Source organism: Methanobacterium sp. BAmetb5, from assembly GCF_003491305.1.
Classification (GTDB): domain Archaea; phylum Methanobacteriota; class Methanobacteria; order Methanobacteriales; family Methanobacteriaceae; genus Methanobacterium.
In genome coordinates this window covers 601,007-627,500 of record NZ_CP022706.1, presented here as the reverse complement: position 1 = coordinate 627,500, position 26,494 = coordinate 601,007, and the positions used below count along the sequence as shown (strand labels likewise).

The following is a 26,494-nucleotide window of genomic DNA, read 5'->3' as shown; positions in this document are numbered from 1 at the left end:
GAGTCGGCACCATCGGCAATGGTGGTTCTTTTTTCAACTTTACCCTCCATACCGGTCCAGTCGAATGTTTGTTGCATCATGGATTGGCAGTTAAGGCAGAAAATCGGTTTTTTCTTGGCATCCTCAATCCAGGGGCAATTTAGGAATTTGAAAAGGTGCACATGTCCTTTAGCATCGATTTTGGTTTGGATACCGAAACCAGCAAAGAATTTGGCCACCCAGTCCAGGTAGGCATTGTAAATACTTTCCAGATCATTTAAACCCTGTTCTTCAATGATATCGCCCAGTTCTCTTTCTAAACGGGGCCTCATATCTTCTTCTAGGCGGGATGCGAAGATTTTGAGGATGGTGTCTTTGATCTCCTCTTCAGATTGATCAGCGGTGGTGAGACTGGAGTTAAGAATGAAATCATAAAAATCAGCCAGAACCTGTTTTTTAACAACTTCGCTCTTTTTTTGATCTTCAGCATGTTTATACAGGGCCATTTCTATATTGGCATTTAGTTCGCTCTTTTTAAATGGCTTGATTATGTATCCGTAGGGTTCAGTCATACGGGCCCTTTCCAGGACTTCCTCGTCGGAATAGGCAGTCAAGTAGATTACCGGTATATCCAGCTGTTTGCGTATTTTAGCCGCAGCTTCAATACCATCCATATTTCCCTTAAGAACAATATCCATTAAAATCAGGTCAGGTTCTGTTTTTAAGGCTGTTCCAACGGCGTCCTCACCAGTGTAAACCGTGTCCACTACGTGATGACCCAGGTCTTCCAGTTTTTGTTTTATGCCCATGGCCACTATTGCTTCGTCTTCAACCACCAGTATCCGGGATTCGGTCATCAGATCCGCTCCTTATATTTGAGTTCCTTAAATTCAATTGTAAATTCTTTATTAGTTTTATTTAAAGTTATTTTTCCATCTAACTGCTGAACCAGGTTCAAAATCAATTTCATTCCCAGAGTATCAGTTTCAGCAACTTCAAAGTCTTCAGGGAATGGTTTTCCATTGTCCCTGATTTTTAAAATGTGGTTGTCCTCTTTTTTGGTTAATTCCAGGTGTATTTTTCCCTGGCCCTGGGGGAAGGCATGTTTAAGGGTGTTGGAGATGAGTTCATTTACAATGAGCCCCCCGGGTATTGCTGTTTCAATGTTCATTATAACCTCTTCTATATCCATCTCTATCCGTATCTGGTTGGGATCCACACCATAGGAATGGAAAAGGTCATCGATAAGGTTTTTCACATAGCTGGCAAAGTTGATGTTGGTTAAATCCTCGGATTGGTACAGGTTTTCGTGTATCAGGGCAATGGAAAGTATCCTGTTTTGACTTTCCCGGTAGAGATCAATAACCTTCTGGTCTTTAATTTTAGATGACTGCAGACTCAGCAGGGTAGATACGATCTGCAGGTTATTTTTAACCCGGTGGTGAATTTCCCGGAGTAACAGTTCCTTTTCCTTTAAGGATCTCATTATTCTGTCTTCAGCCAGTTTACGTTCGGTTATGTCACGTCCCACTCCTACAAATGCTTCCAGTTCTCCTTGTTCATTCATTATAGCTTTATCTGCCCAGGCAATCCACCGCCAACCATTCATGGTTAGTAGGCGGTGCTCCAGGAACACTACGTAAGGGGGTCGGTGTAGTTTTTCCAGGGCTCTCTGGGTTTTTTTAAGGTCATCCTGGTGTACCAGGGGGAGGAAATTACTTCCCAGAATACTTTCCTCGGTACGTCCCAGAACCTCGCAGTAAGATGGACTGGCAAAGAGAACTTTTCCCTCGGGATCGAATTTAACTACCATGTCGGTCTGGTTTTCAACCAGGAGCCGGTATTTTTCTTCACTTTCTTTCAGGGCGTTTTCCATTCTTTTCTGATGGGTGAGGTCCCGACCAGTGGCGAAAATTATTCTATTATCACCCAGTTCTACCGGGGTGATGGTCAATTCTAGTATTTTAACTTCACCTTTGATCTTCAGGGGTAACTCCACTATTCTCCCGGCAGTCCAGTCTTTTAACTGCACGGGGCTTGCTTCGGGGAGTGTGAAGTGATGAATTTTCTGCTGGAGGAGTTCTTCTGGTTCTGCCTCCATAAAATCAAGTGTGGCCTGGTTGAAATCATTAAAACTCCCGTCTTCAGTAAACACTATAGTAGGGTTTTTGGTTTTTTCAAAAAGTGCCCGATATTTTTTTTCACTTTCCAGGAGTGCTTCCTGGGCTATTTTCTTCTCCAAATGTTCCTGAGCCTCAGTGAGGGCTCTTCGCACAGCGTATCCTAGTTTAGATAGGTTATGTTTTAGAACGTAGTCTGTTGCTCCTTTTTTAAGCATCTCTACTGCGAATTCTTCCCCAATCTTACCACTGACAAATATGAATGGCGTGGTGGGGGATTGTTCATGGGCTATTTTAAGTGCAGAGACTCCGTCGAACTGGGGTAGGGAATGGTCAGCCAGTATTATGTGGGGGTTCCATTTTTCCACTTCACTACGGTACTCCTCTTCCCGTTCAACACGATGACTGGTAAAATCAAAACCTTCTTTTCTAAGTTCCCTTTCTATCAGTTCGGCGTCCAAAGGAACATCTTCCAGGATCAAGACTTTAATCTCTTCTTCCATAAAATCACTGGGGAATTACTCATTAAGGTTACCACTAGTTGGATTATTCTAATAATTTGGTTAAGTTATATGATTAAAGGGTATGGAATCCTATTAATCATTAGGGGGATTGTTAATTAACATCCAGTAAAATCCGAGGGTGGATACTGCTTCGATGAAATCATCGAATTCTACGGGTTTGCTGACGTAACTATTTACTCCTAACTTGTAGCTTTCCACAATATCCCGGTCTTCCTGGGATGAAGTTAAAACAACCACGGGGATGCGGTTGGTTCGTTCATCAGCTTTGATCCGCTGCAGTACTTCCAGCCCATCTATTTTAGGCATTCTCAGATCTAATAATATGAGTTTTGGAAAGTTTTCCACATTTCGGTGGGCAAACTGACCTGTGGCAAATATAAAATCAAGGGCTTCTGCTCCGTCCTTTACCCATACTACCTGGTTGGCTAGATTTTTCCTTTTTAGTGCCCTCATGGTAAGCTCGGCATCGGTAGGGTTATCTTCCACCAGTAAAATATCAGCCTCTTCTAAATCCATTAAACACACCGTCCATTTGATTATTTATACTGTTTCATTTTGATTTACATTAAAATTTTTGGAATATTCTCACTTTTGTTTGGGCATATCTTTAGGGAGGGCGAAGAAGATGGTTGCACCTTCATCCACGGATCCTTCACCCCACACACGGCCTCCATGCCGTCTAATAACCCTTTGTACTATGGAAAGTCCTACACCAGTTCCTTCGAACTCTTCTGGGCTGTGTAATCTCTGGAAAAGTCCGAATAATTTGTTGATGTATTTCATGTCAAAACCCGCACCATTATCTTTGACATAGTAAACCAGTTCCTTATCTTTTACTTCTCCCCCTACTTCAATTAGGGCTGGGTTTCGGCTACGGGTAAATTTTATGGCGTTTCCAATGAGGTTCTGGAATACTTGGCCCATCATGGCCCGGTCACCGTAGGCATGGGGCAGGTCACCCACAGTGAACTGGATATCCCTTCCTTCCACATCAGTCTGGAATTCCTGGTAAACACTGTTGGCCAGGGCAGTCATGTCCAGTTCATTGAGTTTCATTTCCTGGCGGCTGGCCCGGGATAATAACAGAATATCGTCAATGAGATGTCCCATTTTAGCGGTGTTGTCCCTTACAATGTTAAGGAGCCTTATCCCTTCTTCGTCCAGTTTGTCCTCATAATCCTCTACCAGTATGCGGGAAAAGCCGTCTATGGCTCTTAATGGAACTCTCAAATCGTGTGATACCGAATAAGCAAATGCTTCCAGTTCCTGATTAGCATCTTCCAGTTTATCAGTTTGAATTTTTAATTTCTGGTTTAATTCATTTAATTTTCTTATTTTTTCAATTCTTTCGGCGAGAATAGCTACCAGAACCACTACCACAATTAACATTAATAAACGGAAATAATCCTCACTGAGGGACATATTCAAAACATTGTATACGGGTTCTATGGCATATAAGAAAGTCAGCATCACCGCGTTGGAGACCATATTTTACCTCCTTTTTTTAATAAAATGTTAAGTGTTTTATGTTCTTTATTATACATGTAATTTACCCCTATTCACAACTTAATAAATATTCTCCATGTCCTAGGGATTATCCATCACAAATGAACTGGAATATCTTGTCCGAGGGATATTTTTAGAGTCATTATTCTCTAGGGGGGATTTGTAAAGATAACTGTTGATTATTGGGCTGTGATGGCTAAATTAAGGGGGTTTATAAATTTTTCATGATATATTCAGTTGTTTTAATTTATTTTTTGGTTTTAATCGTGTTTGTTATATTGATATAACATTGAGTAAAAAAAATCAGTGATAAGACTTTTAACAATAAAAAACGGGGTAGATGTAAAAATAATATAGCTTAAACTACGTTAATGAAAAAACTTGATTAGGGGGAGCTGTTGTTTTAAGATATTTGATTAAGAAAATACAAAAAAATTAGAATTAAAAAAAGGGATTATTATTTTAAAAAAAATGAGAAGTTAAATTTAATAATATTTTTCCTGGTGAAATGGGAAGAGCAAGTTATTTGGCCCTGTTTTCGGAGCCAGACTCACTCAATTCTTCTTCCGATTTAACATCTGGATTTAAGGTTTCCCTTTCACTAACCAAATTTTTATCCGGGTTCAGGATGTCACTTAAGAATTTTCCAGTGTGGGAACCACTGGCGGCTATTTCTTCTGGTGTTCCCTGGGCAACAACTGTTCCACCACCATCACCACCTTCGGGTCCCAGATCAATGATGTGATCTGCGGTTTTGATAACATCCAGGTTGTGTTCAATAACTATTACCGTGTTTCCACCGTCACGCAATCTTTCCAGTACTTCCAGTAACTTTTTAATATCTGCAAAGTGTAATCCAGTGGTGGGTTCATCCAGAATGTACAGGGTGCGCCCCGTGCTCTGTCTGCTCAACTCCTTGGCCAGTTTCACCCTCTGGGCTTCTCCACCGGAGAGAGTAGTGGCGGGCTGTCCCAGTTTGATGTAACTTAAACCCACATCATCCAGGGTCTGCAGTTTCTTCTTTATACGGGGGATGTTCTCAAAGAACTCCAGAGCTTCTTCCACAGTCATGTCCAGGACTTCTGAAATGTTTTTACCCTTGTAACGCACATCCAGAGTTTCCTTGTTATATCGTTTACCCTTACAAACCTCACAGGGAACGTAAACATCGGCCAAGAAGTGCATTTCAATTTTTATTATACCATCACCGGTACAGGCTTCACACCTTCCACCTTTAACATTGAAACTGAACCTTCCTGGTTTGTAGCCACGTTTTTTGGCAGTGGGTGTCTGGGCGAATATTTCCCGGATGTAGGTGAACACACCAGTGTAGGTGGCTGGATTGGAACGGGGTGTACGTCCAATAGGGGACTGATCAATGATAATGACTTTATTCACGTATTCTTTACCGGTTATATCGTCATGTTTACCAGGGTTCATGTGTTTATGGTTAAGAGTTCCATATAATCCCTTGTAGAGCACGTCGTTGATGAGGGTACTTTTCCCGGAACCAGAAACACCGGTGATGCAGGTGAACACACCCAGGGGGAAGTCCACATCGATGTTCTTCAGGTTATGTTCCCGGGCACCCTTAACTGTTAAGTACTTACCATTAGGAGGTGTACGTGACGAAGGCAGAGGTATGGTTTCCTGCCGTGATAAGTAATGGCCGGTTATAGAATCAGGGTTTTCCATTATCTCCTGAGGAGTTCCAGTGGCAGTAATCCAGCCACCATGTTCTCCGGCACCGGGACCAATATCAACCACATAATCTGCGTGTAATATGGTGTCTTCATCGTGTTCTACCACAATGAGGGTGTTACCGATATCCCTCAACTTCTTAAGGGTTTCAATGAGGCGGTGGTTATCCCGTTGGTGCAGGCCAATACTGGGTTCATCCAAGATATACAGCACACCCACCAGCCCGGAACCGATCTGGGTGGCCAGGCGTATCCTCTGGGCCTCACCCCCAGATAAACTTCCTGAAGATCGGGCCAGGGTAATGTAGTCCAGACCTACATCCTTTAAAAACTTCAAGCGTTCTTTTATCTCTTTCAAAACTTCCTGACCAATAAACTGTTCCCTTTTGGATAATTTTAATGATTCAAAGAAATCATAGGAACTTTTAATGGGCATCTCCACTACTTGGGGGATGGTCATACCACCCACAGTTACGCTACGGCTTTCGGGCCGCAGCCGGGTTCCGTTACAGGCCGGACATTTACGGTCACTCATGAAATGGCCCATGTAACTGCGCATGTAGTTGGATTTGGTCTCCATGTAAATACGTTCCATACGCCGCACTACTCCTTCAAAATAGCGGTTAACACGGTGCAGGCGATTTTTTCGCTGGAAAACAAATTCCACTTTATCCGGTGAACCGTAGAGTATAATCTCCTGGTATTTGGTGGGTAGATCCTGGAAGGGGGTGTCCATGCTGAAACCGTAGTGGTCAGCTACTGCCTGTAACATCTGTCCGTAGTAGTTATCACGGTGTTTGGATTTACTCCAGGGCAGGATAGCTCCTTCATTTAAAGATAATGCCGGGTCAGGAACCACCAGATCAGCATCAATCTCCATTTTACTCCCCAACCCATTACACTCGGGGCAGGCCCCGTGGGGATTGTTAAAGGAGAACATCCGGGGGCTCATCTCCTCGAAGTTGATTCCACAGTCTGTGCAGGCAAAGTGTTCACTGTAGATCTTCTCGGTTACATCCTCACCACTACCATAAACTGCAATTAGGAGGCCTTCACCCAGTTCCAGGGCAGTTTCCACAGAATCTGCCAGACGGGTTTCAAAGTCACGATCGTATCTGATAACGAGCCGGTCCACCACCACTTCTATGCTGTGCTTGAAGTTTTTCTCCAGCTGGAACTCATGGTCCAGGCTGTGGACTTCCCCATCCACCCGCACCCGGACAAATCCCTTACGCCGAAGGTCTTCAAATATTTTCTGGTGTTCACCCTTCCTATCCCGGATTAATGGTGCTAAAATCTGTACCTTGGTTCCTTCTTCTTTTTGCAGAATACCGTCCACAATCTGGCCGGCGGTCTGCTGGCTAATGGGTTGACCACACTGGTGACAGTGGGGAGTCCCAATCCGGGCAAACAGGAGCCGGAGGTAATCGTATATTTCAGTCACAGTCCCCACAGTGGAACGGGGGTTCATTCGTGTTGTTTTCTGGTCAATAGATATGGCGGGTGACAGTCCTTCAATGTAATCCACTTCTGGCTTTTTCATCTGGCCCAGAAACTGCCGGGCATAGGCCGAGAGGGATTCCACGTAACGCCTCTGTCCTTCGGCATAGATGGTGTCAAAGGCCAGGGAGGACTTCCCAGAACCACTTAACCCGGTGATCACCACGAATTTGTCACGGGGAATCTCCAGGTCAATATTTTTAAGGTTGTGTTCCCTGGCCCCTTTAATTAAAATATTATCTTTCTTATTATTCATCAGTCTGAAACTCCTTCTAGACTTAAAACCGTTAAACAGTTTATTCTAAATTAATTCGTTCAAATATTTTTTTAAATCTAATTATTTGGAAACTCCTTCCAGAATCAGTATTTTGTCCCTGATGTTGGCTGCCTCTTCGAAATCCAGTCGACTGGCTGCTTTTTTCATTTCTTCCTTCAAATCTTTTATAAGCAGGCGAAGTTCGTCCTTGGGCATTTTTTCCACATCGTCACGCATTATAACCTCTTTTTTCTCGGGTTTTTCTTTCAGGGTACGTACTGTGCTGCGGGGAGTAATTCCGTGATCTTCATTGTACTTCAACTGTAATTTCCGTCGATGGTTGGTGATATCAACTGCGTTACGGACAGAATCAGTTATTTTATCGGCGTAGATAACCACCTGGCCCTCCACATTACGGGCAGCACGGCCAATGGTCTGTATCAGTGCTGGTTCTGAACGAAGGAATCCTTCCTTATCGGCATCCAGTATACCCACCAGACCCACTTCTGGAAGGTCTAAACCTTCCCGGAGTAGGTTAACCCCCACCAGGCAGTCGAATTCGCCTCGGCGCAGGTCATCGATGATATCGATCCTTTCCAGGGTGCTGATTTCAGAGTGGAGGTATCTCACCTTGATACCTGCCCGGGCATAGTAATCAGTAAGGTCTTCGGCCATGCGTTTGGTTAAGGTGGTTACCAGAACCCGTTGATTTTTCTGAGTTTTTTCCTGGATTTTGGTAAGTAAATGGTCTACCTGGCCCTGAACTGGTTTCAGTATAACTTTCGGGTCCACCAGGCCAGTGGGCCTTATGATCTGTTCCACCACCTGTTGGGACAGGTTCATTTCATACTTTCCAGGGGTGGCAGATACGTAGATCACCTGATTCTCTAGGCTTTCGAATTCCTCAAAATTCAGGGGCCGGTTTTCACGGGCCGATGGCAGTCGGAACCCGTAATCAACCAGAACATCTTTACGTGCCCGGTCACCAGCATACATACCCCTGATCTGGGGTACAGTAACGTGGGATTCATCAATAATAGTCAGATAATCATCGGGGAAGTAACGCAATAGGCTGTATGGGGTTTCACCCCACTTACGTCCGGAAATGTGCATACTGTAGTTTTCAATCCCCTGGCAGTACCCCATTTCCTTAAGCATTTCCAGGTCAAATCTGGTACGCTGCTCCAGGCGCTGGGCTTCTACTAATTTGTTTTCAGCTTCCAAAACACGTAACCTGTCTTCCAATTCTTCTTCAATTCCTTTTATGGCATTATCCATTTTTTTAGGAGAGGTTACAAAGTGTTTTGCGGGGAAAACTACGATTTTATCCATTTGACGGTTCATCTGGCCAGTTACATGGTCAATGAATGATAGGCCATCCACTTCATCACCGAAGAGTTCCACTCTGATGGCGGTTTTTCCCTGGGCTGGGAATATTTCTATCACATCTCCCCTTACCCTGAATTTTCCCCGGCTGAAGTCAATATCGTTTCTTTCATACTGCATTTCAACCAGTTTGGCGAGTATTTCCTCCCGTTCAACTTGTTGTCCCATTTCCAGTTGCAGTACCAGGTTTCCATAGTCTTCGGGTGCACCGATACCATAGATACAGGATACACTGGAGACCACAATAACGTCTTCCCGGCTAAGGAGAGACTGGGTGGTGCTATGCCTCATCATATCAATCTCTTCGTTGATAGATGCCTCTTTATCAATGTAGGTATCGCTCTGTGGCACGTAGGCTTCGGGCTGGTAATAATCGTAGTAACTGACGAAGTATTCCACGGCATTATTAGGAAACAGCTCTTTAAATTCCTCGTAGAGTTGAGCAGCCAGTGTTTTATTATGAGATATAACTAGAGTTGGTTTCTGTACTTCTTTGATTACATTGGCCATGGTGAAAGTCTTACCCGAGCCAGTAACCCCTAAAAGGGTTTGATGTTTCATTCCTTTGTTTATTCCACGGGATAAAGATTTAATAGCTTTAGGCTGGTCTCCTAATGCTTTATAATTTGATACAAGTTCAAATTTTCTCATTTATCAATCCTCTCTTGTAAAAACAAAAATATTAATTAATTTCATTGTCAGATCTAAAAACAGATTATATTATCTTATCCTAACTATGGTATATATATGCACTGATTTTATGAACAGTTCGGATCAGTGGGCATACCTTAGGGATCTCAGGGTACAATCAAAATACAATAGAATCAAGGGTTTGGTTAATCATCCACCGGATGGTTATGTCTGATGTATTAGTGGGGATCAATATGTTAAACACCGTTAACCAAATTGGAAAAGCTTTAAGAAGAGCAGGGAGACTTGAAACCACACCTTTATGTATTTACGGTCAGAATGATGTTCCGGAAGATGCCAAACCATTGGTTTCCATTGATTCCTGCGCTGCCAAAGCCCTGTTAATAGCAGCCACCAGGAAAACCCCTCCCCTTTACCTGGGCCACGATGGCCTTAAGGGAGTGTGTATGGGGGGCATAACCTGGCTGGGGTTTGCCCGGAAAATATCACCTTATATTCGTTATTTTGTATCCACCGGCCATGAAAACTTCAGGGGAGGCATGGCCGAGCATCTAAAAGCCAGTCCCGAGATATTCGACAAATTCAGAGAATCAATTGGCCCGATAACTCTACCTGGCAAATATCTGGTGATGAGATCCTGTGAAGACTTCCCCCCTGATGCAGAAGGCTCGGAATTTGACCTTAGATCGGTATTATGCTTTGGAACTGGGCAGCAGATAAGAAACTTGTGCAGTTTAATTCACTTTAGAACAGAAAACCCATTCAACTCCATAATAGCTCCTTTCGGCCCGGCCTGTGCCACCATGGTCACTTATCCTGCCCACATGGCTGAAAAAACTCCGGAAGGCACGGCTTTTATAGGGCCACTGGATCCTACTGGCAACCGCTGGTTCCCTGAAGAGTACATGGCACTGGGAATTCCCCTGGACCTGGCCTGCACAATGTACCAGGATCTGGAAGAGTCATTCATAGTTAAAAATCCAGATGTTGCGTATCCACGGGAAAGGGAGGATTTAAGGCCAGAAAAATAGTTGGATTACCCTATTTAAACCCGGTTTATGGGATATTAACCCTGGTCTCCATACCTATTTTAAACTGATTGACTAAAAAAGGATCAAGACCACACACAGTTTACTTTTTAAGTGAAATTATTTTTCAACTGATAACTAAAGAGGATTAGATTTTGTCGGCAACAATCAGCAACCCCAATGATTTACCAGAAAAACCGGGTGTTTACCTTTTTAAGGATGTTAAAGATGAGATTTTGTACGTTGGAAAGGCAAAATCCCTTAAAAAACGGGTTAAAAGTTACTTTAAAGAAGAAATTGAAGATCCAAAAACCCGGGTTTTAATGCGCCATTTCCACCACCTGGATTACCTGGTAACGGACACTGAAAAGGAAGCCCTTATTTTAGAATCTAACCTTATAAAAAAATATTTACCCCGCTACAACATCCGCCTCAAGGATGATAAACGTTATCCCTACCTTCAGATAACTTCCGAGGACTATCCCCGCCTGCTCATCACCCGTTCTGTCCGGGAAGATGGTTCACATTACTATGGTCCCTTCACCGACGTAACCTCAGTTCGAAGCCTGTTAAAACTTTTAAAACCAGTATTCCAGCTTAGAGATTGTAAACGTATGGATGGGCCCTGCCTCAATTATCAGATTGATCTGTGCCCGGCACCCTGCAGCGGCCAGGTTTCCCCGGAGGAGTACCATGAAAATGTGGAAAAAGTTAAGATGTTCCTGGAAGGCCGACAAAAGGAGGTTATGAGCCTTTTACGGGAAGAGATGGATCAGGCAGCCAGAAACCATGACTTTGAAAAGGCAGTGGTTATCCGGGACCAGTTATTTTCCTTAGGGGAGGTAATGGAAAAACAGAAAATGGAATTCAACCGCAGCCTTGACCAGGATGTTATTGCTTCATCCAATGATGGGGAAGTGGTGGTGGTAGTTGTCTTCCGAGTACGCCAGGGGAAGATCATGGGAAAAGAGGATTTTCTCATGGAAGGAGCCCAGGATTACTCCATCCCTGAGATATTAGCTGCTTTCATTAAACAGTTCTACTCTGGCCCCCGACAGTTGCCGGCAGAAATATTACTCCCGGTGATGATCGAAGATAAGGATATTATTGAGAAGTGGCTGTCGGATAAAGTACAGGCAGGGAGCCCTGGTAAGGGGGATGAGGGGAACTACATTAATGTATCCTCTACTGGAAATGAGGAGGGTCAACTGGAAAACCACGGAGTAGAAACAGATGCGATACTAATTCACTTGCGGGTGCCCGAAGAGGGATTAGAGCATCGTCTGGTTCAAATGGTTACCAAAAATGCCAGTATAATTTTAAACCACCATAAACAGGCCAGAGGAGCATTACTTGACCTTAAAACCTACCTGAAAATACCCAAAATTCCCCGTCGCATAGAGGCCTTTGACATATCTAATCTGGCTGGGGAGATGGCAGTTGCTTCCATGGCAGTATTTGAAGATGGTAAACCATCTACAAACCAGTATCGGAAGTATAAACTGGAAACACCAGGCCCAGATGATTATGGTATGATGAGAGAAGTATTAACTCGACGGTATGAGAAATTAAAGAGTAAAGGAGAAACTCCTCCGGATTTAATAGTGGTTGACGGTGGTCGCGGTCAGTTAAACGTGGCCACTGAAGTCTTAGATTCATTGGATTTGAAAACAGGAGTAATAGGCTTGGCTAAAGAGTTTGAACAGGTATTCATCCCTGAAGTATCTATTCCTCTTATTTTACCTCATAATTCACCTGCTTTGCACATATTACAGTATGTGAGAGATGAGGCCCACCGTTTTGCTGTGAAGTACCATAAAAACCTCCGCGATAAAAGGCTTAAAAGTTCCCCCCTGGATGAAATCCCTGGCGTTGGACCCAAACGTAAAATGAACCTCCTTAGACATTTTGGTGACTTAAAATCCATTCAAAATGCAACTGAAGATGAAATAGCAGATGTAAAGAGCATAGACACTAATCTAGCTCGTAAAATTTACTATCATCTCCATCAAGGGGAGAATTAATCATTTTTATCATTATACTGTGCTAATTAGGTATAAACAATAATAAATCTTATAAGGTTCAAAACATAATGTAACTTGCAATAACTGTGATATGAATGGGGAATGGCATGTCTGAAGTTAAAATCTTGATTGTTGAAGATGAAAGCATAGTGGCCATGGATATTAAACACCGTGCTGAAGGCCTTGGTTATGAAGTCACGGCCATAACACCATCGGGGGAAGAAGCCCTGGAGAATGTAGTCAGTAACCGGCCAGATTTAGTATTAATGGATATTGTTCTTAAGGGAGAAATGGATGGTATTGAGGCTGCCCAAAAAATAAGGGATGCCTATGATATTCCCGTAGTATATCTAACTGCTTATTCTGATGAGAGGACCTTGAAACGAGCCAAAATCACTGAACCATTCGGTTACATAATCAAACCATTTGAAGACCGTGAACTCCACAGTGCAGTGGAAGTAGCCCTCTACAAGCATCAAATGGAGAGTAAACTCAAGGAAAGTGAAAAATGGTTATCCACTACCCTGGAAAGTATTGGTGATGCCGTTATTGCCACGGATAAAGAGGGTAAAATCAAATTCATGAATCCAGTGGCCAGTAATTTAACCGGATGGAGTCCAGATGAAGCCATTGGCCAAACGCTGTCTGAGATCTTCCGTATTGTACACGAAGAAACTGGTGCACCAGTTGATGATCCGGTGGTGAAGGTGGTTGAAAATGATTCTATAATCGATTTACCACACCCAGTTCTATTAATTAACAAAAATGGTTCAGAAATACCTATTGATGATAGTAGCGCTCCTATTAAGGATGAAAATGGGGGTATAATTGGTGTGGCTTTGGTTTTCCGTGATGTTACCCAGCGGAGAAGAGAAGCTAAGGAAAGGGAAGAGTTACTTAAGGATAAAGCCAGGGGAGAGCTTTCCAGTTTTATGGTAAGCGCCCTACCCGTATTTGCATCTAACATACCTCCCCAGGTGAGGGATAATATCGCCCGCAGTTTTGCCGACCGGTTTGAGAAGAACATGAAACCCCGTTTCCTGGAGGAAATGGAGAAATGCCGGACAAATAAGGGAGATGAAGCTCTAGCTGATTCTAAGATGTTATTCCAATGCTATCTCTCCTGGGTTGGTGAATTCATGTCCAACCTGGGTATTGGGACTGATAGTGATGTTGAAGGCAAAAAAGGTCATTTGAATTTTGATAGCTGTCCTTGGGCAAGTGAAGGAACTGTTAGCCCCATATTTTGTTTAATTTGTCGGGTGATTGTTATACGTAGTTTCACCTGGACTTCCCTCCACGGACATGCTGAACAAAGCCAGTGCCTTCTGGAAGGTAATAATAAGTGTTCATTTGAATTTACACTTTCATGGGATGATATTTAACACTAAATAAAATATTTACAACCGATTAAACATGGATTTAATTGGGGGTTTAAACTTGGAACGAATCAAAACAGGAATAGATGGAATAGACCAGTTTACAGGTGGACTTCCCCGAGGGAAAAGTATCTTACTCACCGGAGACGCAGGTTCAGGAAAAACCATATTTGGATTACAATTCGCCCTAACCAGCAGCAAACAAAACCTTAAAACAGTTTATATTACCACGGAAGAAGATTCCGATGATCTTTTTACACAGGGAGAAACTTTTGGTTGGGATATAAAATCTTTCACTGATAACGGTATGTTACGGTTCATTGAACTGGCTGGTGTCCGGGCCAGGGTAACTGAAGCCGAGATCAGTATTGATGTGGGAGCGATGAAGGGTAATTTCTCCAAATTCTTGAAAGACCTCCCTGAAGACACAGAAACAGTGGTAATTGATAACATTGGAAGTTACACGGCTAAACTCACTCCTTACGAATTCCGGGACCGTTTTGACCTCATGGTATACGAATTGAAAAAACGCAACATAACGGCACTCATCATCCTGGACAGTGCAACCTCCCGTGAATTCAATGAAATAGCACTGTTCTCAGTTTACGGGGCCATAAAAGTTATGAAACGTGAAAATCCCTACACTGGCCGCCGGGAGAGGGTTATGGATATAGTGAAAATGAGAAGTACCAAAACACCCACCCAGTTCATGACCTACGAGATCAACAACAAGGGTATTGAGATTGTTTCTGGAATTGAAAATAAGGACTAATACTTGGAAACCACTTACTTAAACGTGGTATTTACTTATACGTGTTGTGTAAGCCGGTTGTGGTGTATAAGTAACCGGTTGTTAAAAGTAAACATCCAATAATTCACTTATTTTCTTTTAAAATTAGAACTGATAATAAGGTGAATTATTAGAATGAATTAATTGTACTAAATCTTTTTAATCTAAATTTATCATTTTTTTATTCTTAGAAATAATATTTAGAAATAAGTTATATTACATAGAATAAAGATTTTTCCAATTAATATTATGCGTACTGGCGTTTGGAGTTGGAACTGGACGAAGAATCGGAAGGGGTTTGAATATAACTGCTCTCTCCATTGTTGGTACTGCTGGGAGACTCAGAACTGGAAGATCCATCACTGGAACTGCGTGAATCCGCATTGCCCGTTGGTTGGCCTGTTTGGGGGTTGGCTGTTATGCTCTGCGGACTGGCTTCGGTATTCTGCTGGTTATTTTGGGTAGTATTTGTGTTGGAATCCTGTATGATTTTGTTAATACCCACTGCTCCTAGAATCAACAGTATTATGAACATTAAAGCTATTTTTTGTTCCATAACTAATCCCTTTATTATGTTTTAATCGTTTGGAAAGTCTTATTTGAGGAATTTTTATTTGAAATTTTTTATTATATTATAGAATATTTTGGAAACTATATTGTAGATAACTGTTAATCATTAAAAAAATAAATTATGCAGTGTTAAAGTCGGTTAAGCACTGCTAATATAAGTTTTACTGCGTTTTCCACATCCTTGATATTTACCACACTCACTGGGGTGTGGATGTATCGTGATGGTGGTGAAATTACTCCCGTGGGAATACCTTCTCTGGTGAGGTGAATGGCAGTGGCATCGGTGGTTCCTCCTTCACTGACCTCTATCTGGTATGGTATTTCCTCTTCCTCGGCAACCTGAATCAACAGTTCCTTAACCTGGGGGTGAGTGATAATTCCCCTTCCACTGGCATCGGTGAGTATGATACATGGTCCTTTACCTGCTTTGGCTGGGGCTTCTTCTTCCTTCATACCGGGATGGTCACCAGAGATAGTCACATCCAGGGCCAGAGCCATATCCGGATTGATACGGAAAGCAGCAGTTCTAGCTCCTTTGAGGCCCACTTCCTCCTGCACAGTTCCTACTCCGCAGATAGTGGCGTCGCTCCGGGCTCTTTTCATGACTTCCAGGAGAATAGCACAGCCAACACGGTTATCCATGGCATTTCCCATTACCAGATCATTTTTAAGTTCAGCAAATTTCTGTTTAATGGTGATGGGGTCTCCTACATTGATCATTTCCTCGGCATCTTCCTTACTGGAAGCACCGATATCAATGAACATGTTCTCGTATTCTACTGGTTTCTTCTTTTCAGCGGCCTTCATCCGGTGTGGAGGTTTACTTCCAATCACACCCAGTATCTTTTCACCATTACTGTGGATGTACACTTCCTGGTTAAGAAGCATCTGATCGTTGATTCCTCCCAGTTTGGAGAACTTGATGAATCCATTTTTATCTATATACCTTACTATAAGGCCGATTTCATCCATATGGGCGGCTAACATTACCTTTTTACCATCTGGTTTTCCTTTCTTGATGGCGATGAGGTTACCCATATTGTCCACGTCTAACTCATCCACAAATCCTTTTAACTCTTCCATCATTAAGTTGCGAACATTGTCTTCAAATCCAGATACTCCGGATGCATTGGATAGTTTTTCCAGTAACTGTTTCATATTTAAAACCTCTTAAATTAAAATAAAATGTAAGATCAGTTCTTAGAATCTGATTTTAATTGATTGGTTAAAATGATTTAATCAGAATTAAAACTCCGATTATTACCAGGATAATGGGTCCAGCCTGTTCCTGGAGGAAGCTAAGGGGTATGATTCCTAAATTTACACCGTACCATACTAAACCTATGGCTATAAAACATAAAGCGATGCCCAGTCCCCATTTGTTAATATTCCTCTTTTTTTTGGGTTTGGAACTTTCTGTTTTCTTTATTTTAAAGTCTTCTTCCATTTTTAATCCTCAATTTATTTTTGATATATTAAGTAACGATAAGTTCAGGTAAGTAGTTGTGATCATGATATTTTGATTAAATAATCATGTTTGGAAGTGTCGATGGTCAGAGTATTGACTGTATTGGATACCGGGTCAATCTGACTGTTTACAGTGTAACCTGCAGATTCTATGGATTGCTCTACACCGCCAAGAATAGTCTGTCGTTGTTGTGGAGAAAGCGCAGTATTGGAAAGGAATATGGTGATGTTGATCTTTTCACCACTGGTCATATCTACTTTATTTACTCTGATGGGTGTGGTGGTGGTGTTCATAATTCCTATTTCTGCAGAAGCATTGGAGGCACCCACTCTTACCGCAGTGGCAATGACGTTCTGTTCACTTTGATCACTAACGTACCAGGCGAAAATAAGTACAACGGCTAGTACAAAGCCCACTAATAATATATATTCTGCGGAAAGTTGCCCTCTGCTATCCATAGTTATCATTTTTTAATTTTTTATATGTTATATCCTTTACATTATTATTATAGATTATGCTTTAAAAATAGTGGTTCTGGGCTGATGGACTATTGATTGGTGGGCACTGCTTGTAGTTATTTTGAATTTTAAATATTGCCAGAGGTAGGGGGTTAAGATTAGTACTCGCACAAAAGATTTATACCAATAAAATCATATTAGTTTATATTATTAAGACTATATAATAATGGAAGAAGAAGAGTTTCAGAAACTAATATTTATGAGTTGTTTATTTCATTTAATTGACAAGAATAGGGGAGTAAAAGAAAGTGGGACTACTGGACCGTGATTCAAGGGGTTATGCTCTTTCCCTGGATTTATTACTTGCACTCATTCCCCTTACTCTTGTTCTGGGATTAGTGGCTGCGGATATGGATAACCTCATGTACCAGATGCAAGATGTTGTTTATAGGGGATCTACCGAGCGAGTGGCTGCTGATACCATGAATGCTCTTTTAACTACCTCTGGGGACCCTTACAACTGGGAATCCAATGTCGCTGGTCTGAAAGTTCCAGGATTGGCTCGTTATGATAATGCTTCACAACAACCCAAGAGATATTATCTTTTACCGTCTAAAGTGGGTAGTATAACTTCCTCGCAGATCCAGGGCATGATGGGTGATCAGTATGGTTATTCCCTGAATATTACTAGTATAAACACAGGAACTAATGTTTTAATGAGGGGGACTCGTCTTGATTCTTCTGTTGACCCTGCTGCTAAGGATGTGGTACGTGTAGAAAGAATAGTTTTGTATGCTGATTATGATATAGTCTCTGATGCAGTTAACATCAGGGGTACGGGTACACCACTAGTAGTAACTGCCAACTCATTTCCCACTAATGCACAGTATAACAGTGTATTTGATTACTATGTTTATGTTAATAGTACAGGTTTAACTTCTGTAACCTCTGCTTCTGTTGATATTAACAGTGTGACGGTTGTTAAATCAAATGATTTCAAAAGTGGGACAAACCCTGTTGTTAAATTAATTGATCCTGCTGTATACGGGTCAAATGTTCTTTATAATCAGACAGAGTTAATGGATAATGTAGTGACTGTACGACTCCAGGGTAGCCCCACCGATAAGATGAATGTTTATATTCTTCAAGTGCCTAAGGGCACACCAGCCAGTGAAATAAGTTTAACTGGTGCTGACACATCAAAATTCAGGGCGATATTATATGTTTGGGTTAGGTGATTGGGATGGATGACAAAGGCTTTATATTCACAGCTGATGCAACACTGGCCCTAGTGGTGGTGATAGTGTTTACAGCATCACTTGTGGTCTACGCATTATTACCTGTATATCAGGGACAGGATCACCAGCATCTACAGGCCCTGGCTGACAGTGCACTGGCTACCATGGAGGAGGATGGAACACTCCGGGATGCCGCAGTGTATTATGCTAATAACAACTCCACTGCAGCTCAAAGTATCCTTATAAATTCTTTGAATTCTATACTGCCCAGTGATGTTAGTTATAAGATGACCATGAATGGTTACACTCCTGAGGCAATTAATACTCGTGGGCGGGATTATGCAGTGTCCACTGATGTTGCCACGGGGGTTAGAGTTATTTCTGGACCCCGAGAAGGATGGTTAGGTCGTTCATTTTATAATATTAAAGAAGTGGGCCTTAGCCGTCAGGATACCAATGTAACCACCACCCTATGGAATTTTCACAACTGGCTTACTAATTTTTCACCATGGAATACTTATGGATTGAATAATCGCCCTTATTGGGGTTATCAAGGGGGTTATTATGGTGGTACATATAGAGATATTGCGTTTTCAGTTCCTAATTCCACTACAGGGACGGTTAATTGGGCGAGATTTATTATAAATTCTGCTAATAAAAACCGTGGTGATGCATACAGTGCCGGTGTGAGTATCAATAACCACAATTACCAAGTCCAGCAAAGTCAGTTCCAATATCTTTACTCTTATAGTAATTACCGATTCTATAATTATCAAAGATTGATCACACCCAGTGATCTGACTCCGGGTACTCAAAATAACCTGCATGTTTCTTATGGTAATGCTAATTCCTACAGTGATATGGCTTGGTTTTCGATGATTGCCAATTACACTGTTAGTATGGTGGTACCGCAAGGAGTGGTTACCAAAAATTATTATTTCAATGATGCTGCTGGACTTGCCTATCCTGATACGAGTTGGTGGTATCCAAATCGAGTTAGTGGTATCACCTATAATCTGCTTACTGGAGCAACATCTAGTTTCACTGAAAACAGTGGACGAATGTATTCTTGGAATAACTACAACTCCAATCATCCGACCAATGTATTGGATGGGCGTCCCTTTGTTTTAACTGGTGTTCCCAGTGGAGATTATTCCACAGATGATGCAAGTGCAGTTGCCATTGAAAAAGATATTGACAATACCGATGCAGGGAGTATTAAGGATGCTTACGTTACTATAAACCCTTACGGGGCTGTTGACGGTGCCAGAGTAGAAGTTTACAGGCCCTATCCCATTAATCAATGGGTCACTGTTTTCAGTTCTGATTTGAATACCCAAGGTGGAACTGATAAGGGTTACGGTAACTTACCAGGAACTATTAACTTAAAGGATTATATGGATAAAGGACGGGTTAACAAGGTGCGAATCACTATATGGGACGTTGCTCCGGGTAATGATTATGATTTAGTAGGACTTACCAACTGTTATGCTGTGGTTAGCTCCAGTAAATTACCGGTCCAGTGGGATGAATACGCCACGGTAAGTGATCAAAGCAGTACTAACCAGATTCAAAAGAGTATAACCTATAACATTGGTTCTAATAATACGAAGGAGGCATATTTATTCTTCTCTGGTGGTCTAGATACCAAGAATGTCATGGTAGCCTATGATTCTGGTGAATTACTTTATAACGGAGCAGCTCCGTACCTGTTGAATCTGGGCGAACTAGATGCTGCTGGACCTCATAAGATGACCAATGGAACTGTTTCCAACCACACTTATATCCCTGCTAATTATACCATCAGGGTAACAGTTACTTCTGGTGAAGGTTGGGAGTCCGGTGATAATTATGCGGAGATATTTTCAGGTACCCGTGTAGCGGTGATCTACCCGGCACTGGAGCATGCTGTCTGGAGTACTTCTTATGCCAGCACTGCCCAGCAAGCTATTGACCAGGCTTACCAGATACTGGTAGATAACTTACACGATCAAGGATTTGATACGTTAGACCCGAATTTGGTCTATAATGAATCAATGTACACTGGTGATTTACCTAACTCCATCCCGGTACGGTTAGATTTATGGACTCATTGATTTGGTGATTTATATGGATGAAAAAGGCTATGTCTTTACACCGGCAACCCTGTTATTGCTTATTCCAGTTATTATCGTAGCCATAGCTTATTCTGGGATTTTGAATGAACTAAATATGGCTTCTAATGTAGTGATTGGGGGAGATGTCACTTCCACCACGGCTTTGAATGTTTTCAATTCAATGGAGAAGGGAACCAGTGATGCTGGAAGAAGTGCGGCTTTTAACACGACCCGAAAGGTCATTGATGAACATAAATTTTTCCCTAACACTGGTAATGAATCATCTAGTAAGGCCTACATAAAGGAACGTATACTCTATACTATGAATGATTACATTATACAGAGTTGTAAAGATATGGAAGTGCAAACGGGGAGGGAGATTTATCTAAACGGTGAATCAGTAACTAACACCACTACCCAGTTGATTTACCCCGAGGATATCACCATCACCCAGGAAAACCCCTACGGTTTTTATGTGATCATCCGGGGAGGTATACCCATCAGGGTAACCCAGAAGGATCAGTCCTATGAAGGTGTCACCCCTACCATAAAGGTACCGGTGAGTATCCAGGGACTGGAAGATCCCTACATCTGGCTTAACACCAATTACCTGAACAGTAATCTGATTTTCAGTTATCCTGAGTACAAGGAGGGTGCAATTAATCCCTACAACTTTGATCTAACTGTTGATAAGCCCAACCACAGAATTCAATTTTTATGGGATTGTTTAAATGGAACCGGTAACCCCAGTGATATCGGTAACCGTCCTTACTATTTCCCTGATGAACACGGTCTAAGTTTCTTTGATAGGCTTGAAAACAGGACTAACGCCACTTCAACTGCAGCACCTAATGCACGTTTCAGTTCTTTCATAATTGGCGATCCATTGTATAATTATCATAATACCAGCTATGTTTCCCGTCTGGATCACGAGTATTTTACCTACTCTCCCTCCAATCCCCCCACGGTAACTGACATTAAGATAAAATATACTGGTACTGATTATTCATTTGCTGATCCTACCGGAAGCACCTTCTATATTTCCACCTATTACCTGAATTATTTCCAATTAAAAGCAAATTACTGATTTAAGCTAAAATCAATTTGTAGTAAAGATAACATGAAGTTAGATGATAAAGGAATGGCTACAGCTGAATTACTATTTGTTACCTTGATTGCTTTAGTCATCATAGGGTCTATGTTAAGTCTGGTGAGTAATGAGATAAATCAACAACAAATTGGAAATCTGGGAGAGCCAAGAATGGCTGGAGAAAACATAGCTGCAGCATTGAACACGGTTTATAACAACGGTCATGGATACTCAGTTACCATTCACTTGGATCCTGATCCCTCCTACTCTGCCCTGATTCAAAGTGCGGGTAATTCCAGTAATCTAACCATTTTCACCAGTGGTAAGAATGTAACCATACCCATTTTACCCAAACGATTTAATAGCACCTATACTCTTAGTAGTGGTAATAACTATCAAATTTCTAACGTAGATGGTACTATTTATATAATTAAATTGGTGTAGGTTTATACATGAATTTAAGCGATTTAATTCAATATATAAAGGATTTTTGGAATGATGGTTGGGAGAAAAAGGCTCTGATTGTGATGGGGGTAGTAGTGCTCATCATCCTGGTTTATGCCTATAATCCATTTTATGCCCGAACCAACATCACGGGTAATGAAGATTCTCAGATTGGTCCGGCTACACCGGTGCCGGTAACCACGCCTAACACTGGTACGGTTGGTTCCAATAATTCCACCAATTCCACGGATAATGTCACCTATCTGATTAGTGAGGAACAGGCTAAAAGAATTGCATTGCAGGGTAATAGTGGTTTTCGTGCTGGGCAACCGATACAGGGGACAGTAGTTGTTAATCAGACCACAACAGTGGTTTGGATAGTTCCCATAACTAAAGCTTCCCAATCTAGGAATGTTTATGTGGATGTGAATACTGGAAAAATAGTAGAAGTATAATTTAACATTTCCTTTTTTGTATTTATGTTCCTTCTCCCCTTTTTAGGGGTTAAGGTAATTTTTACGAGTATTACCCTAGTTTTGCACGGATACACTCTTTCCCAGTAATGCATCCTATAAATTTACAGGTTCACACCTTAATTTTCTAAGTTTTCCATCTTAAAATAAAAAGATAAATATACTGTGAAAACTCATTTTAATCAGAATACCTAAACAATGTACATTCTTAGAAAGGTATATTGTAGGTGGGAATATTATGTCAAAGCCCGTAGGGACTGGGTAATGATTGATTTAGTTGAATTGAAGCAGAGATGAAAACATGGAAACCCTATTTGTAATCATAATGATCATACTATTTTTCCTGCTCATGGCTTTTGTATTCTCCGCTGCACTTCTCACACCATTGATCGGTAAAAAAAACTTTTTATTTGTCATTGCTTTGGGATTTGTGGTGGGTGTAATCGGTGGTGCATTCTTCATAGCCCCGGTCTACGATGATCTCCCGGATATGGCCCGGGCAGTTTACATGTCCACCAGTAACCAGCAGGAAACCATCACCCTGAACATTTCCACAGACAGTGACGTTAACAAGGCCATTGAAGATGTACGCAATATCCCCGGAGTTCAGAGTGTGGAAAGTGGAGAAATAACCGTTAAAACAACGGGTATTGGCAATGCTTGGAAGAGCAGTTTGGAGTCCCGTATAACCACCGCCAACACTAACATAACCTCAGGCAAAGTTATCTCCGGTGACACCATGATGGTGCAGTTAAAGCCAGGAAGTGACCCCACCCAGGTTATTAAACAGCTAAAAAGTTGGATGGTCTTAATTAGTGGTATAGACATTAAATACAGTATTGTCCAGGTTAAATTAGTGGTCGATGCATCTAAGGTGGATGAAGTGGTTAAGCAACTCCCGCAGGGAGAAGTGGTGGTAACTGAGATCAACGGACCCGTGGAAAAGGAGATCCAGAGCCTGAAAAACACACTCCCAGGCAAGAACAATATAATCCTATTCTGTGGATTCTTGGGTGTGCTGGTGGGGTTAGTGGGAATGTTCATAGACACCATAACCCGGGGCATACGTGGCATCCGAGATCGCTTACGCCAGAAAGGTGATTAAACAGGCCCACTCAGGGTCTTCTTTTTTCACCACACTTCTTTAACCAACAGGATGTAGATTAATTTAATGTTTACCATACTGTAAAAGATCCCTTTGTTTTCAATATTTGAATTTTTTACATTTAGGATAATTTCACAAAGTTAATTTAAGCGATATTTAATAGAAGGTAATGATATGAAAGCAGCAGTACTTTTTTCCGGTGGTAAAGACAGCACTATGGCAGTTTACAAAGCTATGAAGGATGGTTGGACTGTAGAGTATTTACTCTCCATGCATTCTGAAAATCCCCACTCCTACATGTTCCATGTTCCCAACATACACCTCACCCAGTTACTTTCCCAGGCCATGGGGATACCCCTTATTCAGGCTGAAACCCCGGGAATGAAGGAAGAAGAACTGGAAGATCTCCGCAAAGCCCTATCTGAACTTAAAGATAAGGGTGTGGAGGCAATTTTCACCGGAGCTATTCATTCCCAGTACCAGAAATCCCGTATTGACCAGTTATGCCAGGAACTGGGACTGGAATCAATAGCACCACTATGGCACCGTGACCCTCAAGAATACATGGAGGAGATCATTGAACTGGGATTTGAAGTCGTTATCACCAGTGTGTCTGCAGAAGGACTGGATGAATCATGGTTGGGCAGGGTTATCACCAGAGAGTTACTGGAAGAATTAAGGGGACTCCATGAAAAGTATGGATTGCACCTAGCATTTGAAGGAGGAGAAGCAGAAACACTGGTAACTGATGGGCCCCTGTTTAAGAAAAAGCTTGAAATTTTAGACTCAGAAAAGGTATGGAATTTTGATAATGGACACCTAATAATTAAAGATGCAAAACTGGTAGAAAAAGATTAAAAAAAGGATTTAAAAAAAATTAAAAAAAATAGGATATCCTCAATAATTTAGGTATAAAACTAAATTACATTAGTCCTACTTTTTATCTTATCCACACAGCCAGCTGGTAAACTTTTCTACATTTTCGGTACTTATCTGAACTTCAATCTCTCCCAGGGGAGAAAGATCATCTTCTACAAGGTTAACCATACCCGCAAATGCGGCTTGCTTACTCAACTTCAACGTTATGACCTTTGACTCTTCACTCCATCCTTTGATGATCATTTTACGGGCAGTTTCTCTGATCTTTCTTTTTTCAAGGAATTCCTTAAAGGGAAAGAGACAGGAAGTGTTTCCCGTGACAGTAACACTATCTTCGCCTATAACTATGTCTTCATAATGGAAAACATTGGATAGAGCTTTTATGATCTTGTCCAAATCCTCCGTAGGATTGACTGTGGCTCTAGCAACTACTTTACAATTCATTTTTAAGAATACCCCTTACTGTGTTTTTTAGCTTCCCCTTAGCACCTTCGTTAACCACCATGAAATCTGCACTGGCAATTACATCACCAATACCAAATTTTAACTCCCTCTGATCTCTTTTAAGTGCTTCCCTGGTTTCGGCAGAGTCATCGGATCTCATTCTCTTCCGTAGGCGAAGGTAACGGGTTTCTGGTGCAGAATGTATGGCAATGACTTTAAAATCAGGGAAGTTATTTTTGAATATTTCTACCTCCCAGGGGCTGCGAATCCCTTCAATAAGAACCATAGAATGGTTAGAAGCTGTTGATTTAGGGGATGATGGATTTTTTTTAGAATCATGTTTTTCTTCAGGGGTTGAAAGGTTTTTAATGTATGTTACACACCTTTCGGCTATTACAAATTTACCAAACTCCTTCCGCAGATCTACAGCTACCTTTCCGGGTGATTCGTTCCTTTTATGGGCTTCGTCGCGGATAACATCTCCCATCCGCACCACATTCATTCCCAGGTTTTCCGCCACCCTGGAAACCACACTCTTACCTGATCCCGGCATTCCGGTAACACCAATTACCTTCATTTATTTACCATCCTTTTCCAGATACTGTGCAATTAGCTGCAGTGAACTGTCAATATTCCGTTGGTTATCAAATTCATGGACAATTGCTTCCAGTTCATCAATCCGACATCCCCTCAACTTGCTTATCTCTTCAATTATAAGGGGAATAGCTCGAACCACATTGTCCACAATAGTTATGGATGAAGTTTGAGCAGTTCGAGACAGAGGATTAAGATCAATAGTTATAACTGTCTTACCCAATGCCACCAGTGCTTCGGCCCGGTCTCCATCTTCCAGTGGAACCAGTATCACATCTGCCCGGTGCACACCTTCCGGGTGAGCCCTGGACCGTGGACCTTCCAATCCATTTAGAGGAAGGTAATCATCCCCTTCTTTACCTAGTATCTCCGTGGTTCCGGCTTTCTTTAAAACTTCCTCCACCTTCATCACCCTCTGTGGTGTGCGGTAGAATAAATTGATTTCCACCTTAGCCGGCAGGATCTGGGCTAGTTTCACCATCTCATCGGCAGTCAATACAGCAGTGTTCCCATTAACTGATAAAACTGGGTTTTCAGCCAGTAAGAGTGCAGCACTTGCTGCTTTAATGGAATTTAATGCGGGGAGGTTTGTTTTTTCGCCTAAAATATAGTCAAAGGCCTCACCCCTGCCATGGGCAATAAGAGCGGTGTCAGCCAGTATTCCTTCCTGGTAAGCCTTGGCCATTTTATCCCTTAAAAGAAGGGACTGGTAACGGGGATGATGGGGGGACATATCATGCATAATTAGAACTCCAATATTATTTGTGAATTGATTTTTTTTATAAATAATAT

24 protein-coding genes (1 of these 24 only partly in view) are annotated in these 26,494 nt (G+C 41.8%); 11 read left to right on the top strand and 13 right to left on the bottom strand.

All coding sequences use genetic code 11. From position 1 onward, the window contains the following. The 6 genes from CIT02_RS02950 to uvrB all read right to left on the bottom strand — a co-directional run. Positions 1–836, bottom strand: partial view of a methanogen output domain 1-containing protein gene (locus CIT02_RS02950; protein WP_292613858.1) — the 5' portion only. It extends 55 nt beyond the left edge of the window; the window shows 836 of its 891 coding nt (coding positions 1–836); the start codon lies at positions 834–836; its stop codon lies beyond the left edge, outside the window. Next, positions 836–2,602, bottom strand: coding sequence for a response regulator (locus CIT02_RS02945; RefSeq protein WP_276699192.1), 1,767 nt, complete (start codon positions 2,600–2,602; stop codon positions 836–838). Before CIT02_RS02945 ends, CIT02_RS02950 begins: the two co-directional genes overlap by 1 nt. 93 nt (positions 2,603–2,695) lie before the next feature. Beyond that, positions 2,696–3,139, bottom strand: coding sequence for a response regulator (locus tag CIT02_RS02940; protein WP_048073460.1), 444 nt, complete (start codon positions 3,137–3,139; stop codon positions 2,696–2,698). A gap of 69 nt (positions 3,140–3,208) precedes the next feature. Beyond that, entirely contained in the window at positions 3,209–4,111 is a 903-nt protein-coding gene (locus CIT02_RS02935; RefSeq protein ID WP_048073459.1) for an ATP-binding protein, read from the bottom strand. Between the two features lie 540 nt (positions 4,112–4,651). Further along, positions 4,652–7,588, bottom strand: coding sequence for an excinuclease ABC subunit UvrA (uvrA, locus tag CIT02_RS02930; RefSeq protein WP_394340424.1), 2,937 nt, complete (start codon positions 7,586–7,588; stop codon positions 4,652–4,654). A gap of 78 nt (positions 7,589–7,666) precedes the next feature. Next, complete coding sequence (gene uvrB / locus CIT02_RS02925) at positions 7,667–9,622, bottom strand: excinuclease ABC subunit UvrB (RefSeq protein ID WP_048085263.1); 1,956 nt, start codon at positions 9,620–9,622, stop codon at positions 7,667–7,669. 233 nt (positions 9,623–9,855) lie between these two features. On the opposite strand from uvrB, the gene CIT02_RS02920 reads away from it, so the two are divergent. The 4 genes from CIT02_RS02920 (at position 9,856) to CIT02_RS02905 (ending at position 14,825) form a co-directional block, all read left to right on the top strand. Continuing rightward, on the top strand, positions 9,856–10,653 hold the full coding sequence (locus tag CIT02_RS02920) for a DUF169 domain-containing protein (RefSeq protein ID WP_292613849.1): 798 nt from the start codon (positions 9,856–9,858) through the stop codon (positions 10,651–10,653). 152 nt (positions 10,654–10,805) lie between these two features. Next, positions 10,806–12,674 carry an excinuclease ABC subunit UvrC gene (uvrC, locus tag CIT02_RS02915; RefSeq protein ID WP_292613847.1) on the top strand — a complete coding sequence of 623 codons (1,869 nt, stop codon included), beginning with the start codon at positions 10,806–10,808 and terminating at the stop codon, positions 12,672–12,674. 107 nt (positions 12,675–12,781) lie between these two features. Then, on the top strand, positions 12,782–14,059 hold the full coding sequence (locus tag CIT02_RS02910) for a GGDEF domain-containing response regulator (RefSeq protein ID WP_292613845.1): 1,278 nt from the start codon (positions 12,782–12,784) through the stop codon (positions 14,057–14,059). 55 nt (positions 14,060–14,114) lie between these two features. Then, positions 14,115–14,825 (top strand): ATPase domain-containing protein, encoded by a 711-nt coding sequence (locus tag CIT02_RS02905; protein ID WP_292613843.1) that lies wholly within the window; start codon positions 14,115–14,117, stop codon positions 14,823–14,825. Between the two features lie 265 nt (positions 14,826–15,090). On the opposite strand, the gene CIT02_RS02900 is transcribed toward CIT02_RS02905, so the two are convergent. The 4 genes from CIT02_RS02900 to CIT02_RS02885 all read right to left on the bottom strand — a co-directional run bounded on the left by CIT02_RS02900 (position 15,091) and on the right by CIT02_RS02885 (position 17,339). Continuing rightward, positions 15,091–15,399 (bottom strand): hypothetical protein, encoded by a 309-nt coding sequence (locus CIT02_RS02900; protein ID WP_292613841.1) that lies wholly within the window; start codon positions 15,397–15,399, stop codon positions 15,091–15,093. A 143-nt stretch (positions 15,400–15,542) separates the two neighbouring features. Beyond that, positions 15,543–16,571 carry a M42 family metallopeptidase gene (locus CIT02_RS02895; RefSeq protein ID WP_048073451.1) on the bottom strand — a complete coding sequence of 343 codons (1,029 nt, stop codon included), beginning with the start codon at positions 16,569–16,571 and terminating at the stop codon, positions 15,543–15,545. A 67-nt stretch (positions 16,572–16,638) separates the two neighbouring features. Beyond that, a complete protein-coding gene (locus tag CIT02_RS02890) occupies positions 16,639–16,860 on the bottom strand; it encodes a hypothetical protein (protein ID WP_048073450.1) in 222 nt (73 codons plus the stop codon). 62 nt (positions 16,861–16,922) lie between these two features. Beyond that, positions 16,923–17,339: a class III signal peptide-containing protein gene (locus CIT02_RS02885; protein ID WP_292613838.1), complete on the bottom strand. Its 417-nt coding sequence runs from the start codon at positions 17,337–17,339 to the stop codon at positions 16,923–16,925. 308 nt (positions 17,340–17,647) lie between these two features. On the opposite strand from CIT02_RS02885, the gene CIT02_RS02880 reads away from it, so the two are divergent. The 7 genes from CIT02_RS02880 (at position 17,648) to CIT02_RS02850 (ending at position 24,643) form a co-directional block, all read left to right on the top strand. Continuing rightward, a complete protein-coding gene (locus CIT02_RS02880) occupies positions 17,648–18,577 on the top strand; it encodes a hypothetical protein (protein WP_292613836.1) in 930 nt (309 codons plus the stop codon). A gap of 5 nt (positions 18,578–18,582) precedes the next feature. Continuing rightward, positions 18,583–20,673 carry a hypothetical protein gene (locus CIT02_RS02875; protein WP_292613833.1) on the top strand — a complete coding sequence of 697 codons (2,091 nt, stop codon included), beginning with the start codon at positions 18,583–18,585 and terminating at the stop codon, positions 20,671–20,673. A 13-nt stretch (positions 20,674–20,686) separates the two neighbouring features. Beyond that, entirely contained in the window at positions 20,687–21,760 is a 1,074-nt protein-coding gene (locus CIT02_RS02870; protein WP_292613831.1) for a hypothetical protein, read from the top strand. A gap of 33 nt (positions 21,761–21,793) precedes the next feature. Further along, the gene (locus tag CIT02_RS02865; protein WP_292613829.1) at positions 21,794–22,207 is read left to right on the top strand and encodes a hypothetical protein; all 414 of its coding nucleotides are present in this window, start codon (positions 21,794–21,796) and stop codon (positions 22,205–22,207) included. Positions 22,208–22,215: 8 nt separating this feature from the next. After that, positions 22,216–22,662, top strand: coding sequence for a peptidase (locus CIT02_RS02860; RefSeq protein WP_292613827.1), 447 nt, complete (start codon positions 22,216–22,218; stop codon positions 22,660–22,662). Positions 22,663–22,981: 319 nt separating this feature from the next. Then, entirely contained in the window at positions 22,982–23,785 is an 804-nt protein-coding gene (locus tag CIT02_RS02855) for a hypothetical protein (RefSeq protein ID WP_048085251.1), read from the top strand. Between the two features lie 174 nt (positions 23,786–23,959). Continuing rightward, positions 23,960–24,643 carry a TIGR00289 family protein gene (locus tag CIT02_RS02850; protein ID WP_292613824.1) on the top strand — a complete coding sequence of 228 codons (684 nt, stop codon included), beginning with the start codon at positions 23,960–23,962 and terminating at the stop codon, positions 24,641–24,643. An 87-nt stretch (positions 24,644–24,730) separates the two neighbouring features. Here CIT02_RS02850 and CIT02_RS02845 read toward each other — a convergent pair whose 3' ends face one another. The 3 genes from CIT02_RS02845 to CIT02_RS02835 are packed head-to-tail and all read right to left on the bottom strand — an operon-like array spanning position 24,731 to position 26,444. Beyond that, positions 24,731–25,108 carry an RNA-binding domain-containing protein gene (locus CIT02_RS02845; RefSeq protein WP_292613822.1) on the bottom strand — a complete coding sequence of 126 codons (378 nt, stop codon included), beginning with the start codon at positions 25,106–25,108 and terminating at the stop codon, positions 24,731–24,733. After that, positions 25,098–25,685, bottom strand: a complete 588-nt coding sequence (locus CIT02_RS02840) for an AAA family ATPase (RefSeq protein WP_048085248.1) — start codon at positions 25,683–25,685, stop codon at positions 25,098–25,100. The genes CIT02_RS02845 and CIT02_RS02840 overlap by 11 nt, the downstream gene beginning before the upstream one ends. After that, entirely contained in the window at positions 25,686–26,444 is a 759-nt protein-coding gene (locus tag CIT02_RS02835) for a phosphopantothenate/pantothenate synthetase (protein ID WP_292613820.1), read from the bottom strand. Positions 26,445–26,494: the final 50 nt, after the last annotated feature.

Bases quoted from the DNA above. Each gene is read 5' to 3' on its own strand.
- CIT02_RS02895 (WP_048073451.1), bottom strand. From the start codon at position 16,571: ATGAAACAGTTACTGGAAAAACTATCCAATGCATCCGGAGTATCTGGA.
- CIT02_RS02920 (WP_292613849.1), top strand. From the start codon at position 9,856: ATGTTAAACACCGTTAACCAAATTGGAAAAGCTTTAAGAAGAGCAGGG.
- CIT02_RS02850 (WP_292613824.1), top strand. From the start codon at position 23,960: ATGAAAGCAGCAGTACTTTTTTCCGGTGGTAAAGACAGCACTATGGCA.
- CIT02_RS02855 (WP_048085251.1), top strand. From the start codon at position 22,982: ATGGAAACCCTATTTGTAATCATAATGATCATACTATTTTTCCTGCTC.
- CIT02_RS02890 (WP_048073450.1), bottom strand. From the start codon at position 16,860: ATGGAAGAAGACTTTAAAATAAAGAAAACAGAAAGTTCCAAACCCAAA.
- CIT02_RS02940 (WP_048073460.1), bottom strand. From the start codon at position 3,139: ATGGATTTAGAAGAGGCTGATATTTTACTGGTGGAAGATAACCCTACC.
- CIT02_RS02870 (WP_292613831.1), top strand. From the start codon at position 20,687: ATGGATGAAAAAGGCTATGTCTTTACACCGGCAACCCTGTTATTGCTT.
- CIT02_RS02845 (WP_292613822.1), bottom strand. From the start codon at position 25,108: ATGAATTGTAAAGTAGTTGCTAGAGCCACAGTCAATCCTACGGAGGAT.
- CIT02_RS02835 (WP_292613820.1), bottom strand. From the start codon at position 26,444: ATGCATGATATGTCCCCCCATCATCCCCGTTACCAGTCCCTTCTTTTA.
- uvrB (WP_048085263.1), bottom strand. From the start codon at position 9,622: ATGAGAAAATTTGAACTTGTATCAAATTATAAAGCATTAGGAGACCAG.
- CIT02_RS02875 (WP_292613833.1), top strand. From the start codon at position 18,583: ATGGATGACAAAGGCTTTATATTCACAGCTGATGCAACACTGGCCCTA.
- CIT02_RS02865 (WP_292613829.1), top strand. From the start codon at position 21,794: ATGAAGTTAGATGATAAAGGAATGGCTACAGCTGAATTACTATTTGTT.
- CIT02_RS02885 (WP_292613838.1), bottom strand. From the start codon at position 17,339: ATGGATAGCAGAGGGCAACTTTCCGCAGAATATATATTATTAGTGGGC.
- CIT02_RS02860 (WP_292613827.1), top strand. From the start codon at position 22,216: ATGAATTTAAGCGATTTAATTCAATATATAAAGGATTTTTGGAATGAT.
- CIT02_RS02935 (WP_048073459.1), bottom strand. From the start codon at position 4,111: ATGGTCTCCAACGCGGTGATGCTGACTTTCTTATATGCCATAGAACCC.
- CIT02_RS02910 (WP_292613845.1), top strand. From the start codon at position 12,782: ATGTCTGAAGTTAAAATCTTGATTGTTGAAGATGAAAGCATAGTGGCC.
- CIT02_RS02900 (WP_292613841.1), bottom strand. From the start codon at position 15,399: ATGGAACAAAAAATAGCTTTAATGTTCATAATACTGTTGATTCTAGGA.
- CIT02_RS02945 (WP_276699192.1), bottom strand. From the start codon at position 2,602: ATGGAAGAAGAGATTAAAGTCTTGATCCTGGAAGATGTTCCTTTGGAC.
- CIT02_RS02840 (WP_048085248.1), bottom strand. From the start codon at position 25,685: ATGAAGGTAATTGGTGTTACCGGAATGCCGGGATCAGGTAAGAGTGTG.